Source organism: Pseudomonas sp. 44 R 15 (assembly GCF_900004965.1).
GTDB classification, from domain to species: domain Bacteria; phylum Pseudomonadota; class Gammaproteobacteria; order Pseudomonadales; family Pseudomonadaceae; genus Aquipseudomonas; species Aquipseudomonas orientalis_A.
Genome location: NZ_CVTU01000064.1, coordinates 69,956 through 85,098, shown reverse-complemented (window position 1 = coordinate 85,098; position 15,143 = coordinate 69,956). Strand labels below are relative to the sequence as shown.

Here is a 15,143-nt window from a genome sequence, read left to right as displayed (position 1 = left end):
GCCCCGCCCGTCACATCAAACGCTTACGCTCGCTGGAAGGCGCGATCCCGAGGGACTCGCGGTACTTGGCGACGGTTCGACGGGCGACCTGAATGCCTTGTGCCTCCAGTAAACCAGCGATCTTGCTGTCACTCAACGGCTTTTTCTGATTTTCCGCGGCAACCAGTTTTTTGATGATCGCGCGGATCGCCGTGGACGAGCATTCGCCGCCTTCGGAGGTGCTTACGTGGCTGGAGAAAAAGTATTTCAGCTCATATATGCCCCGCGGGGTATGCATGAATTTCTGCGTGGTCACCCGTGAAATCGTCGATTCATGCATGCCGACCGCCTCGGCGATGTCATGCAGCACCAGCGGTTTCATGGCTTCGTCACCATATTCCAGGAAGCCGCGCTGGTGCTCGACGATCTGGGTGGCGACTTTCATCAGGGTTTCGTTGCGGCTTTGCAGGCTCTTGATGAACCAGCGCGCTTCCTGCAGCTGGTTGCGCATGAAGGTGTTGTCGGCGCTGGTATCGGCGCGGCGCACGAAACCGGCGTATTGCGGGTTGACCCGCAGGCGTGGCACCGACTCCTGGTTCAACTCGACCAGCCAGCGCTCGTTGTCCTTGCGCACGATCACGTCAGGCACGACATATTCGGCTTCGCTGGACTCGATCTGCGAGCCCGGGCGCGGGTTGAGGCTCTGCACCAGCTCGATGACCTGGCGTAGCTCGTCTTCCTTGAGCTTCATGCGACGCATCAGCTGGCTGTAGTCGCGGCTACCCAGCAGGTCGATGTAGTCGCTGACCAGGCGCTTGGCTTCAGCCAGCCAGGGGGTCTTGGCCGGCAGTTGGCGCAGTTGCAGCAACAGGCACTCGCTGAGCGTACGGGCGCCAATCCCGGCGGGCTCGAATTGCTGGATGCGGTGCAGGACGGCTTCGATCTCGTCCAGCTCGATATCCAGCTCCGGGTCGAACGCCTCAAGAATTTCTTCCAGCGTCTCGTCCAGGTAGCCCTGGTTGTTGATGCAATCGATCAGGGTGACGGCGATCAGGCGATCGGTGTCGGACATCGGCGCCAGGTTCAGTTGCCACAACAGGTGACTCTGCAGGCTTTCGCCCACGGACGTACGGGTGGTGAAGTCCCATTCGTCATCATCATTGCTGGGCAGGCTGCTGGCGCTGGTCTGGTACACGTCTTCCCAGGCGGTATCCACGGGAAGCTCGTTGGGAATGCGTTCGTTCCATTCGCCGTCCTCGAGGTTATCCACCGTAGGGGCGGTTTCCTGATAGGACGGTTCCTGCACGTCGGGATTGGGCTTTTGCTCGATGTTGTCGGCCAAAGGGTCTGTGTTGTCGAAGTCGTCGCCTTCTTCCTGGCGTTCGAGCATCGGATTGGACTCCAGGGCCTCCTGGATTTCCTGTTGCAGGTCCAGGGTCGACAATTGGAGCAGGCGGATGGCCTGTTGCAGCTGCGGTGTCATCGTCAGCTGCTGGCCCATTCTCAGGACTAGCGATGGTTTCATGGCAGGGGCTTAACACCTTATTCGCCGGCGCAATGCGCCATCCACGACAGGGCGCGTGAGCGCCAAACATAAGCAAATTATATGCCTGAAATCAGGGCCTTTGCCTAGAGCGCGGTAACAATAAAAAAACCGAGGTTTTCATTGACTCGCTCGCACTCTTGCCAAAGGCCCGATATCACCGTGTCTACAGGCGGAACTCGTGACCCAGGTAAACTTCTTTCACCAGCTCGTTGGCCAGGATCGTCGCGGAATCACCTTCGGCGATCAGTTGCCCATCGTTGACGATGTAAGCGGTTTCGCAGATATCCAGGGTTTCACGCACGTTGTGGTCGGTGATCAACACACCAATGCCCTTGGCCTTGAGGTGATGGATGATCTGCTTGATATCGCCCACCGAGATCGGGTCGACACCGGCAAACGGTTCGTCCAGCAGGATGAATTTCGGCGCGGTTGCCAGGGCGCGGGCGATCTCCACACGACGACGCTCACCCCCGGACAGGCTCATGCCGAGGTTGTCGCGGATGTGGTTGATGTGGAATTCCTGCAGCAGGCTTTCCAGCTCCTGGCGGCGGCCATCGCGGTCGAGTTCCTTGCGGGTCTCGAGGATCGCCATGATGTTGTCGGCCACCGACAGTTTGCGGAAGATCGACGCCTCCTGGGGAAGATAGCCGATACCTGCACGCGCACGGCCGTGCATTGGCTGGTGGCTGACGTCCAGGTCGTCGATCAGTACGCGTCCCTGGTCCGCCTGGACCAGCCCGACGATCATATAGAAGCAGGTGGTCTTGCCGGCGCCGTTGGGGCCGAGCAAGCCGACGATCTGACCGCTGTCGATCGACAGGCTCACATCGCGTACCACCTGACGGCTTTTATAGGCCTTGGCCAGATGCTGGGCTTTCAGGGTTGCCATTACTCGGCCTTCTTCTTCGGCTGGATGACCATGTCGATCCGTGGGCGAGGTGTGCTGAGCTTGTTGCCAGTGGCGCGACCGGCCTGGGCGACCTGGGTCTTGGTGTTGTAGACGATTTTCTCGCCTTCGGTCGAGTTGCCGTCGGCACTGAGTACCTTGGCCTGGTCAATCAATACGATGCGATTTTGCTGGGCATGGTATTGAATGGTCTTGCCGTAGCCCTTCATCGGGCCTGGGTCTTCCGCCTTTTGCTGCTGCTCGAAGTAAGCCAGGTTGCCCACCGAGGTCACGACATCGATATCGCCGGCCTGGGTACGCGTCAGGGTCACCGTGTTGCCGGTGATCTTCATCGAGCCCTGGGTGATGATGACGCCACCTGTGTAGGTTGCGACGCCTTGTTTGTCATCCAGCTGCGCATCGTCAGCCGAGATGTGGATCGGTTGCTGGCTATCGTTCGGCAGAGCCCAGGCGCTCACGCTTCCCAGTGCTGCGCCCAGACCGAGCAAAATAGGGAGGGTTTTAACGAGCCTCATACTGTCCTCTTACGTTCGATAGCAGGTGTATCCTGCTTTCTTTCAAATACGCTTTCATTCCCTTGCCAGTCGATACACCGCCAGCGCCGTCGATTCTAACGTCTTGCTCGGTCTGCGCATATTGCTGTTGTGGGAATACCGTCATGCGACTGCTGGTAATGATGGTGTCACGCTTCTGCGCGTCTGTACGTGCGACGCGTACCGAGTCGATCAGTTCGATCTGGGTGCCGTCCGGATTGACCTCGCCACGCAGGCTGGTGACATGCCACGGCAGTTCGGTGCCACGGTAGAGGTTCAGGTCCGGATTGGTCAGCAGGCTGACTTCCGAGGCCTTCAAGCGCTCGACCTTGTCGGAGGCCAGCACGTACTGCACCTTGCCATCGGGCAGGAACTGCACGGTGTGGGTGTTGGTGGCGAAGTTATCGATGATGCTTTCATCAACCTGCACGACAGGTTTGTCGAGAAAGCGCTCCGGGCTGATATTCCAGTAGCCCACCGCGAGGAACAGCGCGGCGATGACCCCGAATAACAGAAAGTTGCGAATCTTTTTGCTCAGCATATAAGGCTCTATAAGTAGGCGGCGTGGGCCGCTTCAAGACTGCCCTGGGCACGCAGGATCAATTCGCAGAACTCGCGGGCGGCACCCTCGCCGCCACGGGCGGTGGTAATGCCATGGGCGTGTTCACGCACAAACGCTGCGGCATTGGCGACGGCCATGCCCAGGCCTACCCGGCGGATCACCGGCAGGTCAGGCAGGTCGTCACCCAGATAGGCGACCTGTTCATAGCTTAGGTTGAGTTGGCCAAGAAGCTCGTCCAGCACCACCAGTTTATCCTCGCGGCCCTGATACAGGTGAGCAATCCCCAGGTTTTGTGCGCGGCGTTCCACAACGGGGGTCTTTCGACCACTGATAATCGCGGTTTGCACGCCGGCGGCCATCAACATCTTGATGCCCTGGCCGTCGAGTGTATTGAATGTCTTGAATTCGCTGCCGTCTTCAAGGAAGTACAGGCGGCCATCGGTCAGCACGCCATCGACGTCGAATATCGCCAACTTGATGTGTTTACCGCGTTGCAACAGGTCGCTGGTCATTTACATCACTCCTGCACGCAACAAGTCGTGCATGTTCAGGGCGCCGATCGGGCGGTCATTGTCATCGACCACCACCAGCGCGCCGATCTTGTGGTCTTCCATGATCTTCAGGGCTTCGGCCGCCAGCATCTCGGGTCGGGCGGTCTTGCCGTGGGGCGTCATCACTTCATCGATGGTCGCGGTGTGGATGTCGATGGTGCGGTCCAGGGTACGACGCAAATCGCCGTCGGTGAACACGCCGGCCAGTCGCCCGTCGGCTTCCAGGATCACGGTCATGCCCAGGCCCTTGCGGGTCATTTCCATCAGCGCATCCTTGAGCAGGGTGCCGCGTTGTACATGGGGCAATTCATCGCCCGCATGCATGACGTTTTCCACTTTCAGCAGCAAGCGACGGCCCAGTGCGCCGCCGGGGTGGGAAAAAGCAAAATCTTCAGCCGTGAATCCGCGGGCTTCCAGCAAGGCCACCGCCAGGGCGTCGCCCATGACCAGCGCGGCGGTCGTGGAGGAGGTGGGCGCCAGGTTCAGTGGGCAGGCTTCATGGGCGACATGAACGTTCAGGTTCACTTCGGCGGCCTTGGCCAGCGTCGAGTCCGGGTTGCCGGTGACGCTGATCAGCGTGATGCCCAGGCGCTTGATCAGCGGCAGCAGGGTCACGATTTCGTTGGTGGTGCCCGAGTTGGACAGTGCCAGAATCACGTCATCCCGGGTGATCATGCCCATGTCGCCGTGGCTGGCCTCGGCCGGGTGCACGAAGAACGCCGTGGTGCCGGTGCTTGCCAGCGTCGCGGCGATCTTGTTGCCGATGTGGCCGGATTTGCCCATGCCAACCACGACAACGCGGCCTTTGCTGGCCAGAATCATCTCGCAGGCGCGTACGAAATCTGCGTCGATGTGGGCCAGCAAACCTTCTACGGCTTCCAGCTCGAGGCGGATGGTGCGTTGTGCGGATTGAATAAGGTCGCTGGATTGGCTCATGTCTGAAATCGTATAGCCTGACGAAAAGTCGGCGATTATAGCGGTAATGATCAATTCCCTCACGCAAGTTCGTCAGGCTTTATTCCGAAGGTCTCCCGGATTCGTCTCAATATCACAACCCGCTACGTTTTTTTCGCTGTCCTGAATCTGAACAAGCACTGTTCCGGCCTTGGGGGCGCTGTACCAGCAGTGATATAGTTCGCGGCCAGTTCGGTCCGCCCAACCCATGGCGCAAACATTTGCGCATCCGCGGTAAACGAAAGTCGCATACATGGTGTCTGAGTGAAAGGCTGCATCCCAAGGAGATTAGATGAGTGCCGATAACGCCTACGCGGTCGAGCTGAAGGGCCTTTCCTTCAAGCGCGGTACGCGCAGCATCTTCAATAACGTCGATATTCGCATTCCTCGCGGAAAAGTCACGGGCATCATGGGGCCTTCCGGTTGCGGCAAGACCACCTTGCTGCGCCTGATGGGCATGCAATTGCGCCCCAGTGCCGGCGAAGTGTGGGTCAACGGCCAGAACCTGCCGACCCTGTCGCGCAGCGATCTGTTCGATGCGCGCAAGCACATGGGGGTCCTGTTCCAGAGCGGCGCGCTGTTTACCGATCTCGATGTGTTCGAAAACGTTGCGTTCCCGCTGCGGGTGCACACCCAGCTGTCCGATGAGATGATTCGTGACATTGTGCTGCTCAAACTGCAGGCGGTAGGGCTTCGCGGGGCCATCGACCTGATGCCTGACGAATTGTCCGGCGGCATGAAGCGTCGCGTCGCCCTGGCGCGAGCCATCGCGCTGGACCCGCAGATCCTCATGTATGACGAGCCTTTCGTGGGCCAGGACCCGATCGCCATGGGCGTGCTGGTGCGCCTGATCCGCCTGCTCAACGACGCATTGGGGATCACCAGCATCGTGGTGTCCCACGACCTGGCCGAAACCGCGAGCATCGCCGACTACCTCTATGTCGTGGGGGATGGCCAGGTGCTGGGGCAGGGCACGCCGGAAGAGCTGATGAACGCCGATAACCCGCGCATTCGTCAATTCATGACCGGCGATCCCGATGGCCCGGTGCCTTTTCACTTTCCGGCAGCGGACTACCGCGCAGATCTCCTGGGGAAGCGCTGATGCGCAAAACATCTATTATCGAGAAGGTTCGCCTTTTCGGTCGCTCGGGCATCGACATCGTCGAAGTCCTCGGGCGTTCGACTATTTTTCTGTTCCACGCCCTGCTCGGTCGCGGCGGTATCGGTGGCGGCTTTGGCTTGCTGCTCAAGCAACTGCATGCGGTTGGCGTGATGTCCCTGGTGATCATCGTGGTCTCCGGGGTGTTCATCGGCATGGTGCTGGCGCTGCAAGGCTTCAACATTCTGTCCAGCTACGGTTCCGAGCAGGCGGTAGGGCAGATGGTCGCCCTGACGCTGTTGCGTGAACTGGGGCCGGTGGTCACCGCGTTGTTGTTCGCCGGGCGTGCCGGTTCGGCGCTGACCGCCGAAATCGGCAACATGAAGTCCACCGAGCAGCTGTCCAGCCTGGAAATGATCGGCGTGGACCCGCTCAAGTACATTGTTGCCCCGCGCCTGTGGGCCGGCTTCATTTCCCTGCCGTTGCTGGCGATGATCTTCAGCGTGGTCGGAATCTGGGGCGGTTCGTGGGTGGCGGTGGACTGGTTGGGCGTCTATGACGGTTCCTACTGGGCCAACATGCAAAACAGCGTGACCTTCACGGGCGACGTGCTCAACGGCATCATAAAGAGCATCGTCTTCGCCTTTGTAGTGACCTGGATCGCCGTATTCCAAGGCTATGACTGTGAACCCACTTCAGAAGGGATCAGTCGCGCCACCACCAAGACCGTTGTGTACGCCTCGCTGGCGGTACTGGGCCTTGACTTCATTTTGACTGCCTTGATGTTTGGAGATTTCTGATGCAAAACCGCACTGTGGAAATCGGTGTCGGCCTTTTCTTGCTGGCTGGCATCCTGGCTTTACTGTTGCTGGCCCTGCGGGTCAGTGGCCTGTCGGCCAGCCCCACCGCCGACACTTATAAACTTTACGCGTACTTCGACAATATCGCCGGTTTGACGGTCAGAGCTAAAGTGACCATGGCTGGCGTAACCGTCGGCAAGGTCACGGCAATCGATCTGGATCGCGACAGCTTCACCGGGCGAGTGACGATGCAAGTGGACAAGAAGGTGGACAATCTGCCGACGGACTCCACCGCATCCATCCTCACTGCGGGTCTGCTGGGCGAGAAGTACATCGGTCTCAGCGTTGGCGGGGAAACAGCCCTGCTCAAGGATGGTTCGACAATCCACGACACACAGTCGTCGTTGGTACTTGAAGACTTGATCGGTAAATTCCTGCTCAACACGGTCAATAAAGACGCCAAATGAGGAATCTGTTCATGATCTCTACCTTGCGACGCGGCCTTCTGGTGCTGCTTGCAGCGCTGCCGTTGATGGCCAACGCAGCCGGTTCCGCCCACGAACTGGTGCAGGACACCACCAACAAAATGCTGGCTGACCTGTCGGCCAACAAGGAAAAGTACAAACAGGACCCGAGCCTGTTCTACAACGCGCTCAACAGCATTGTCGGTCCTGTGGTCGATGCCGAAGGCATCTCCCGCAGCATCATGACCGTCAAGTATTCGCGCAAGGCCACGCCTGCGCAGATGCAGCGTTTCCAGGAAAACTTCAAGCGCGGGCTGTTCCAGTTCTACGGCAACGCCTTGCTTGAATACAACAACCAGGGCATTACCGTGGCTCCGGCCGGTGATGAGTCGGGTGATCGCACCAGCGTCAACATGAGCGTCAAGGGCAACAATGGCGCCGTGTACCCTGTGCAGTACACGCTGGAGAAGGTCAACGGCGAGTGGAAGCTGCGCAACGTGATCATCAATGGCATCAATATCGGCAAGCTGTTCCGTGATCAGTTCGCCGACGCGATGCAGCGCAATGGCAACGACCTGGACAAGACCATCGATGGTTGGGCTGGTGAAGTGGCCAAGGCCAAGGAAACTTCCGATAAGGAAGCCGGGAAGCCAGCGCAATGACCGAGTCGGCTGTTCGTATCGGCGACGCCGGCGAGCTGTTGCTCAGCGGCGTGCTCGATTACCGCACCGGGCCTGACCTGCGCAAGCAGGGCCAGGCTCTGATCAAGGCCAGCAGCGCGTCTGCGCTGGTGGTCGATTGCTCGGCGGTGACCAAGTCCAGCAGCGTCGGTCTGTCGCTGCTGCTGTGCTTTATGCGTGATGCCGAAGCGGCAAAAAAGCCACTCAGCATCCGTGCATTGCCTGAAGACATGCGCGAGATTGCCGAGGTTTCCGGCCTGACCGAGCTGTTGGCACACCCTTAATACACATTTATCAAAAAGCCCCCCGTCAGAGTCCTGCTATGCGGGGTTCGCAGGCGCGGGGCTTTTTTGTATGATGTGCGACCCGTGCGCACTGGGCGCCGATAGAGGTTGAGCATGCAGGCCCTAGAAGTTAAGAGCTTCCTTGAAGGAAAGCTGCCGGAAACGACTGTAGAAGTTGAAGGCGAAGGCTGCAATTTCCAGCTGAACGTGATTAGCGATGAACTGGCGGCATTGAGCCCGGTCAAGCGTCAGCAGCAGATCTATGCCCATTTGAACCCATGGATCACCGATGGCAGCATCCATGCGGTCACTATGAAATTTTTCAGCCGCGCGGCCTGGGCCGAGCGCACCTGAGCCCCCAAGGCGTCGAGATTCTTATGGATAAATTGATTATTACCGGTGGTGCCCGCCTTGATGGCGAAATCCGCATTTCCGGTGCGAAAAACTCTGCCTTGCCGATCCTGGCGGCGACCCTGCTGTGCGACGGCCCTGTGACTGTGGCCAACCTGCCGCACCTGCACGACATCACCACCATGATCGAGCTGTTCGGTCGCATGGGTATCGAGCCTGTGATCGACGAGAAATTGTCCGTCGAAATCGACCCTCGCACCATCAAGACCCTGATCGCGCCGTACGAACTGGTGAAAACCATGCGTGCGTCGATTCTGGTACTCGGCCCGATGGTCGCGCGTTTCGGTGAAGCCGAAGTGGCCCTGCCTGGCGGCTGCGCCATTGGCTCGCGTCCGGTCGACCTGCACATCCGTGGCCTGGAAGCCATGGGCGCGGTCATCGACGTCGAAGGCGGCTACATCAAGGCCAAGGCGCCGGAAGGCGGCCTGCGTGGCGCGAATTTCTTCTTTGATACCGTCAGCGTGACCGGTACCGAGAACATCATGATGGCCGCTGCCCTGGCCAATGGCCGCAGCGTCCTGCAAAACGCCGCGCGCGAGCCGGAGGTGGTCGACCTGGCCAACTTCCTCAACGCCATGGGCGCGAAGGTTTCCGGCGCCGGCACCGACACCATCACTATTGATGGTGTAAAGCGTCTGCACACCGCCACCTACAAAGTCATGCCTGACCGCATTGAGACCGGCACGTACCTGGTTGCCGCTGCCGTGACCGGTGGCCGCGTGAAGGTCAAGGACACCGATCCGACCATCCTCGAAGCCGTCCTGGAAAAACTCAAGGAAGCCGGCGCGGAAATCACCACCGGTGAAGACTGGATCGAGCTGAACATGCACGGCAAGCGGCCTAAAGCCGTCAATGTGCGCACAGCCCCGTACCCGGCATTCCCGACCGACATGCAGGCGCAGTTCATTTCCTTGAACGCGATCGCTGAAGGCACCGGCGCCGTGATCGAGACCATCTTCGAAAACCGCTTCATGCATGTGTACGAACTGCACCGCATGGGCGCCAAGATCCAGGTCGAGGGCAACACCGCCATCGTTACCGGCATCGACAAGCTCAAGGGTGCGCCAGTGATGGCCACCGACCTGCGTGCCTCGGCCAGCCTGGTGATTTCGGCACTGTGCGCTGACGGCGACACCCTGATCGACCGCATCTACCATATAGACCGTGGCTACGAGTGCATCGAAGAAAAGCTGCAGATGCTCGGCGCTAAAATCCGCCGCGTCCCGGGCTAGTCCCTGCTGCATTGTAGGAGCGAGCTTGCTCGCGAAAAACTCATGTACACCGCGTTGACTCTGAGTGAACGCGTTATCGTTGACGTTCTTCGCGAGCAAGCTCGCTCCTACACACACACTGGTTTGTTTCAAATCGAGGCTGTAACGGCCTCGATCTGTGTCTGGCGCCGTTTGCGACCGGACAGCAATAGCCTGATGAAGGACTGACATTTCCCATGTTGACCATCGCACTGTCCAAGGGCCGCATCCTTGACGACACGTTGCCGCTTCTGGCTGAAGCGGGCATCGTGCCGACCGAGAATCCGGACAAGAGCCGCAAGCTGATCATCCCCACGACCCAGGACGACGTGCGCCTGCTGATCGTGCGGGCTACCGACGTGCCGACCTATGTTGAACATGGCGCCGCCGACCTGGGTGTCGCCGGCAAGGATGTGCTGATGGAATACGGTGGCCAGGGGCTCTACGAGCCATTGGACCTGCGTATCGCCCTGTGCAAACTGATGACCGCCGGCCGTGTCGGCGATGTCGAACCCAAGGGCCGCCTGCGCGTGGCGACCAAGTTCGTCAACGTCGCCAAACGCTACTACGCCGAACAAGGCCGTCAAGTCGATATCATCAAGCTCTACGGCTCGATGGAGCTGGCGCCGCTGATCGGCCTGGCCGACAAGATCATCGACGTGGTCGACACCGGCAACACCCTGCGCGCCAACGGTCTCGAACCCCAGGATTTCATTGCCGACATCAGCTCGCGCCTGATCGTCAACAAAGCATCGATGAAGATGCAGCACGCCCGTATCCAGGCGTTGATCGACACCCTGCGCAAGGCAGTGGAGTCTCGACACCGCGGTTGACTCACCCGCGTAGCCCAAAGGCTGCGCCCGTCTATCCGCCTCATAGCCAGAATTCTCAGGTGCCCAAGCGGAGCGAACGGTAGTTTAGGGCGCCTGAGTTTTTTGCCAATCCTATGAGGCCCTCGCTATGACCACGTCCACTGCAATTGCCCGACTCAACGCTGCCGACCCGGATTTCGCCCATCATCTGGATCATCTGCTGAGCTGGGAAAGCGTGTCCGACGACTCGGTCAACCAGCGGGTGCTCGACATCATCAAGGCCGTGCGCGAGCGCGGCGATGCGGCACTGGTGGACTTCACCCGTCAGTTCGACGGCCTGGACGTCAAGTCCATGGCCGACCTGATCCTGCCCCGTGAACGCCTGGAACTGGCCCTGACGCGTATCACTGCGCCCCAGCGTGAAGCGCTGGAAGTGGCGGCGGCGCGGGTGCGCAGCTATCACGAAAAACAGAAGCAGGATTCCTGGAGCTACACCGAGGCCGATGGCACCGTGCTGGGCCAGAAGGTCACGCCGCTGGACCGCGCCGGCCTGTATGTGCCGGGCGGCAAAGCCTCGTACCCGTCGTCGGTGTTGATGAACGCGATCCCGGCCAAAGTGGCGGGGGTGACCGAGGTGGTCATGGTGGTGCCAACCCCGCGTGGCGAACTCAACGAACTGGTATTGGCCGCCGCCTGCATCGCCGGCGTCGACCGGGTGTTTACCATCGGCGGCGCCCAGGCAGTGGCTGCCCTGGCCTATGGCACTGAAAGCGTGCCGAAGGTCGACAAGGTGGTAGGGCCGGGCAATATCTACGTGGCCACCGCCAAGCGCCATGTATTCGGCCAGGTCGGTATCGACATGATCGCCGGGCCTTCGGAAATCCTCGTGGTGTGTGACGGCCAGACCGACCCGGACTGGATCGCCATGGACCTGTTCTCCCAGGCCGAGCACGACGAAGACGCCCAGGCGATCCTGGTCAGCCCCGACGCCGACTTCCTCGACCAGGTTGCCGCCAGCATCGACAAGCTGTTGCCGACCATGGAGCGCGCCGAGATCATCGAGAAATCGATCAATGGCCGCGGCGCGCTGATTCTGGTGAGCGACATGGAGCAAGCCATCGAAGTGGCCAACCGTATCGCGCCGGAGCACCTTGAGCTGTCCGTCGCGGATCCACAGGCCTGGCTGCCGTTGATTCGTCACGCCGGCGCGATCTTCATGGGGCGCCACACCAGTGAAGCCCTGGGCGACTACTGCGCAGGCCCGAACCACGTACTGCCGACCTCCGGCACCGCACGTTTTTCGTCGCCGCTGGGGGTGTATGACTTCCAGAAGCGCTCGTCGATCATCTTCTGTTCGCCCCAGGGCGCGTCCGAACTGGGCAAGACCGCGTCGGTGCTGGCCCGTGGCGAGTCGCTGAGCGCCCACGCGCGCAGTGCTGAATACCGCATTCTTGAAGAGGGGAAATAAGGCATGAGTAAATTCTGGAGCCCTTTCGTCAAGGATCTGGTGCCATACGTGCCCGGTGAACAGCCGAAGCTGACCAAACTGGTCAAGCTCAACACCAACGAAAACCCCTACGGCCCATCGCCCAAGGCGCTGGCGGCGATGCAGGCCGAGTTGAACGACAACTTGCGTCTGTACCCGGACCCCAACAGCGACCTGCTCAAGCAGGCCGTAGCCAGCCATTACGGGATCGATGCGGGCAAGGTCTTCCTCGGCAACGGTTCCGACGAAGTTCTGGCGCACATCTTTCACGGCTTGTTCCAGCACGACCTGCCGCTGCTGTTCCCGGATATCAGCTACAGCTTCTATCCAGTGTATTGCGGCCTGTATGGCATCACCTTCGACGCGGTGCCATTGGACGAGCAGTTCCAGATTCGCGTGGCCGACTATGCGCGGCCCAACGGCGGGATCATTTTCCCCAACCCGAACGCGCCGACCGGCTGCGTGCTGGCGCTGGACGCCGTGGAGCAGATCCTCAAGGCCAGCCCGGACTCGGTGGTGGTGGTCGATGAAGCCTATATCGACTTCGGCGGCGAGACGGCCATCAGCCTGGTGGATCGCTACCCCAACTTGCTGGTGACCCAGACCCTGTCCAAATCGCGCTCACTGGCCGGTTTGCGGGTGGGCCTGGCCGTGGGCCACCCGGACCTCATCGAGGCGCTTGAGCGGGTCAAGAACAGCTTCAACTCCTATCCGCTGGATCGGCTGGCGATTGCAGGCGCGGCGGCAGCGTTCGAGGACCGTGAGTACTTCGAGAAGACGTGCCAATGGGTGATCGACAGCCGCAACAAGGTGGTCGCACAACTGGAAGATAAAGGCTTCGAAGTGCTGCCGTCAGCGGCCAACTTCATCTTCGCTCGTCACCCGCGACACGACGCTGCCGGCCTGGCGGCCAGGTTGCGTGAGCAGGGTGTGATCGTGCGGCACTTCAAGCAGGAACGGATTGCCCAGTTCCTGCGGATCAGCATCGGAACGCCGGAGCAGAACCAGGCGCTGATTGATGGCCTGGGCGAGCTCTAAGCCACACTGGAGATAAAAATGTGGGAGGGGGCTTGCCCCCGATGGCGGCCTCTGTGCCGACCAGGATGTTGGATCAGATCGAGTACATATCCGTTTCTGCGGTAACGGCCACTTAGGGTTCCGCCCTGACGGCGGCTCACTTTGGAAAAGCCCCAAAGTAAGCAAAGGGCTCTTGCCCCACCACTCGGCACCTCGCTTAGGCTCGGTGTGCCCTCACTCCGGCTTGAATCCGTGGGCCGCCGCAATGGGCCATCCATGGCCCAGTGCGGCTAACCCGGCGTCCTGCCGGGTTACCCACGGATTCAAGCCTGCGTTCGGCCAGCGTGGTTTAACGGGGCGCCTGAGATCAAGATCAAAAGCAGATCAAGATCAAGAGCGACTCGCTGCGCATCGTGGTTACGGTTGAGCGTTACAGAGTTGTGTAGATACCTAGGCCCCGATGGCAGTGTGTCAGTCAATAGATGTATTGACTGACACACTGCCATCGGGGGCAAGCCCCCTCCCGCATTTAGTTAGAGCAGCGGTTCGTCAGGTTTCTTGTTCTTCCAGCCATCGTTGCCCGGCAGCAGCAGGTTCAAACCAATCGCCACCACCGCACACAGGGCGATGCCCTTGAGGCCGAAATCGTCCGGGCCGGTGCCGGTGCCTACCAGCACACCACCAATCCCGAACACCAGGGTCACCGACACAATCACCAGATTGCGCGCTTCACCCAGGTCGATCCTGTGGCGGATCAACGTATTCATCCCCACCGCCGCAATCGAGCCGAACAGCAGGCACAGAATCCCGCCCATCACCGGCACCGGAATGCTTTGCAGCAGCGCGCCGAACTTGCCGATGAACGCCAGGCTGATCGCGAATACGGCGGCCCAGGTCATGATTTTCGGGTTGTAGTTCTTGGTCAGCATCACCGCGCCCGTCACTTCGGCGTAGGTGGTATTGGGCGGGCCGCCAAACAGGCCGGCGGCCGTCGTGGCAATCCCGTCACCCAGCAAGGTGCGATGCAGGCCGGGCTTCTTCAGGTAGTCGCGACCGGTCACGCTGCCTACCGCAATCACGCCACCGATATGTTCGATCGCAGGGGCCAGGGCCACCGGCACGATAAACAGGATCGCCTGCCAGTTGAACTCTGGCGCGGTGAAGTGGGGCAGGGCGAACCACGGTGCGGCGGCGATCTTCGCCGTGTCGACCACGCCGAAGTAGAACGACATGGCAAAACCCACCAGCACGCCGGAGATGATCGGCACCAGGCGGAAAATGCCCTTGCCGAACACGGCCACGATCAAGGTGGTCAGCAGGGCGGGCATCGAGATCAGCATGGCCGTCTGGTAGTGGATCAACTCGGCGCCGTCGCCGGACTTGCCCATGGCCATATTGGCGGCAATCGGCGCCATGGCCAGGCCGATGGAAATGATCACCGGGCCGATGACGACCGGCGGCAGCAGTCGGTCGATGAAACCGGTGCCTTTGACCTTCACGGCAAGGCCCAGGAAGGTATAGACGAAACCCGCCGCCATCACCCCGCCCATGGTCGCCGCCAGGCCGAACTGGCCCTTGGCGAGAATGATCGGGGTGATGAACGCAAAGCTCGATGCCAGGAACACCGGCACCTGCCGTCCCGTCACCACCTGGAACAACAACGTGCCCAGGCCTGCGGTGAACAGTGCGACGTTTGGATCAAGACCTGTGATCAGCGGCATCAACACCAGCGCGCCAAATGCTACGAAGAGCATCTGTGCGCCAGACAGGATCTGGCGCCAAAGCGGGTCGTTGAATTCATCCTGCAT

General features: G+C 60.3%; 17 protein-coding genes. 10 read left to right on the top strand and 7 right to left on the bottom strand.

Translation table 11 applies throughout. From position 1 onward, the window contains the following. Positions 1 to 10: 10 nt before the first annotated feature. The 6 genes from BFP93_RS07670 to BFP93_RS07645 all read right to left on the bottom strand — a co-directional run bounded on the left by BFP93_RS07670 (position 11) and on the right by BFP93_RS07645 (position 5,014). Positions 11 to 1,504 carry an RNA polymerase factor sigma-54 gene (locus tag BFP93_RS07670; protein WP_057724573.1) on the bottom strand — a complete coding sequence of 498 codons (1,494 nt, stop codon included), beginning with the start codon at positions 1,502 to 1,504 and terminating at the stop codon, positions 11 to 13. A gap of 184 nt (positions 1,505 to 1,688) precedes the next feature. Continuing rightward, a complete protein-coding gene (gene lptB, locus BFP93_RS07665) occupies positions 1,689 to 2,414 on the bottom strand; it encodes an LPS export ABC transporter ATP-binding protein (RefSeq protein WP_004372092.1) in 726 nt (241 codons plus the stop codon). Continuing rightward, positions 2,414 to 2,947 carry a lipopolysaccharide transport periplasmic protein LptA gene (gene lptA, locus BFP93_RS07660; protein WP_065892640.1) on the bottom strand — a complete coding sequence of 178 codons (534 nt, stop codon included), beginning with the start codon at positions 2,945 to 2,947 and terminating at the stop codon, positions 2,414 to 2,416. The genes lptB and lptA overlap by 1 nt, the downstream gene beginning before the upstream one ends. Then, complete coding sequence (gene lptC / locus BFP93_RS07655; protein ID WP_065885790.1) at positions 2,934 to 3,506, bottom strand: LPS export ABC transporter periplasmic protein LptC; 573 nt, start codon at positions 3,504 to 3,506, stop codon at positions 2,934 to 2,936. The genes lptA and lptC overlap by 14 nt, the downstream gene beginning before the upstream one ends. 8 nt (positions 3,507 to 3,514) lie before the next feature. Next, on the bottom strand, positions 3,515 to 4,039 hold the full coding sequence (locus BFP93_RS07650) for a KdsC family phosphatase (protein ID WP_003171809.1): 525 nt from the start codon (positions 4,037 to 4,039) through the stop codon (positions 3,515 to 3,517). Next, the gene (locus tag BFP93_RS07645) at positions 4,040 to 5,014 is read right to left on the bottom strand and encodes a KpsF/GutQ family sugar-phosphate isomerase (RefSeq protein ID WP_065892639.1); all 975 of its coding nucleotides are present in this window, start codon (positions 5,012 to 5,014) and stop codon (positions 4,040 to 4,042) included. A 310-nt stretch (positions 5,015 to 5,324) separates the two neighbouring features. Between BFP93_RS07645 and BFP93_RS07640 the strand changes: the two genes are divergently transcribed. The 10 genes from BFP93_RS07640 to hisC all read left to right on the top strand — a co-directional run bounded on the left by BFP93_RS07640 (position 5,325) and on the right by hisC (position 13,356). Then, positions 5,325 to 6,134 carry an ATP-binding cassette domain-containing protein gene (locus BFP93_RS07640; protein ID WP_057724577.1) on the top strand — a complete coding sequence of 270 codons (810 nt, stop codon included), beginning with the start codon at positions 5,325 to 5,327 and terminating at the stop codon, positions 6,132 to 6,134. Then, positions 6,134 to 6,931 carry a lipid asymmetry maintenance ABC transporter permease subunit MlaE gene (mlaE, locus tag BFP93_RS07635; RefSeq protein ID WP_057724578.1) on the top strand — a complete coding sequence of 266 codons (798 nt, stop codon included), beginning with the start codon at positions 6,134 to 6,136 and terminating at the stop codon, positions 6,929 to 6,931. The genes BFP93_RS07640 and mlaE overlap by 1 nt, the downstream gene beginning before the upstream one ends. Then, entirely contained in the window at positions 6,931 to 7,398 is a 468-nt protein-coding gene (gene mlaD, locus BFP93_RS07630; RefSeq protein ID WP_065885792.1) for an outer membrane lipid asymmetry maintenance protein MlaD, read from the top strand. Before mlaE ends, mlaD begins: the two co-directional genes overlap by 1 nt. A gap of 11 nt (positions 7,399 to 7,409) precedes the next feature. After that, entirely contained in the window at positions 7,410 to 8,057 is a 648-nt protein-coding gene (locus tag BFP93_RS07625) for an MlaC/ttg2D family ABC transporter substrate-binding protein (protein WP_065892638.1), read from the top strand. Continuing rightward, positions 8,054 to 8,359: an STAS domain-containing protein gene (locus BFP93_RS07620; protein WP_065892637.1), complete on the top strand. Its 306-nt coding sequence runs from the start codon at positions 8,054 to 8,056 to the stop codon at positions 8,357 to 8,359. The genes BFP93_RS07625 and BFP93_RS07620 overlap by 4 nt, the downstream gene beginning before the upstream one ends. 114 nt (positions 8,360 to 8,473) lie before the next feature. Beyond that, the gene (locus tag BFP93_RS07615; RefSeq protein WP_003188597.1) at positions 8,474 to 8,713 is read left to right on the top strand and encodes a BolA family protein; all 240 of its coding nucleotides are present in this window, start codon (positions 8,474 to 8,476) and stop codon (positions 8,711 to 8,713) included. Positions 8,714 to 8,736: 23 nt separating this feature from the next. Next, the gene (gene murA / locus BFP93_RS07610) at positions 8,737 to 10,002 is read left to right on the top strand and encodes a UDP-N-acetylglucosamine 1-carboxyvinyltransferase (RefSeq protein WP_065892636.1); all 1,266 of its coding nucleotides are present in this window, start codon (positions 8,737 to 8,739) and stop codon (positions 10,000 to 10,002) included. A gap of 215 nt (positions 10,003 to 10,217) precedes the next feature. Beyond that, positions 10,218 to 10,853: an ATP phosphoribosyltransferase gene (hisG, locus tag BFP93_RS07605; protein WP_003188599.1), complete on the top strand. Its 636-nt coding sequence runs from the start codon at positions 10,218 to 10,220 to the stop codon at positions 10,851 to 10,853. Between the two features lie 127 nt (positions 10,854 to 10,980). After that, complete coding sequence (gene hisD, locus BFP93_RS07600) at positions 10,981 to 12,300, top strand: histidinol dehydrogenase (RefSeq protein WP_065892635.1); 1,320 nt, start codon at positions 10,981 to 10,983, stop codon at positions 12,298 to 12,300. 3 nt (positions 12,301 to 12,303) lie between these two features. Next, positions 12,304 to 13,356 (top strand): histidinol-phosphate transaminase, encoded by a 1,053-nt coding sequence (gene hisC / locus BFP93_RS07595; RefSeq protein ID WP_065892634.1) that lies wholly within the window; start codon positions 12,304 to 12,306, stop codon positions 13,354 to 13,356. 512 nt (positions 13,357 to 13,868) lie between these two features. Here the strand turns inward: hisC and BFP93_RS07590 are convergent. After that, on the bottom strand, positions 13,869 to 15,143 hold the full coding sequence (locus tag BFP93_RS07590) for a uracil-xanthine permease family protein (RefSeq protein ID WP_065885798.1): 1,275 nt from the start codon (positions 15,141 to 15,143) through the stop codon (positions 13,869 to 13,871).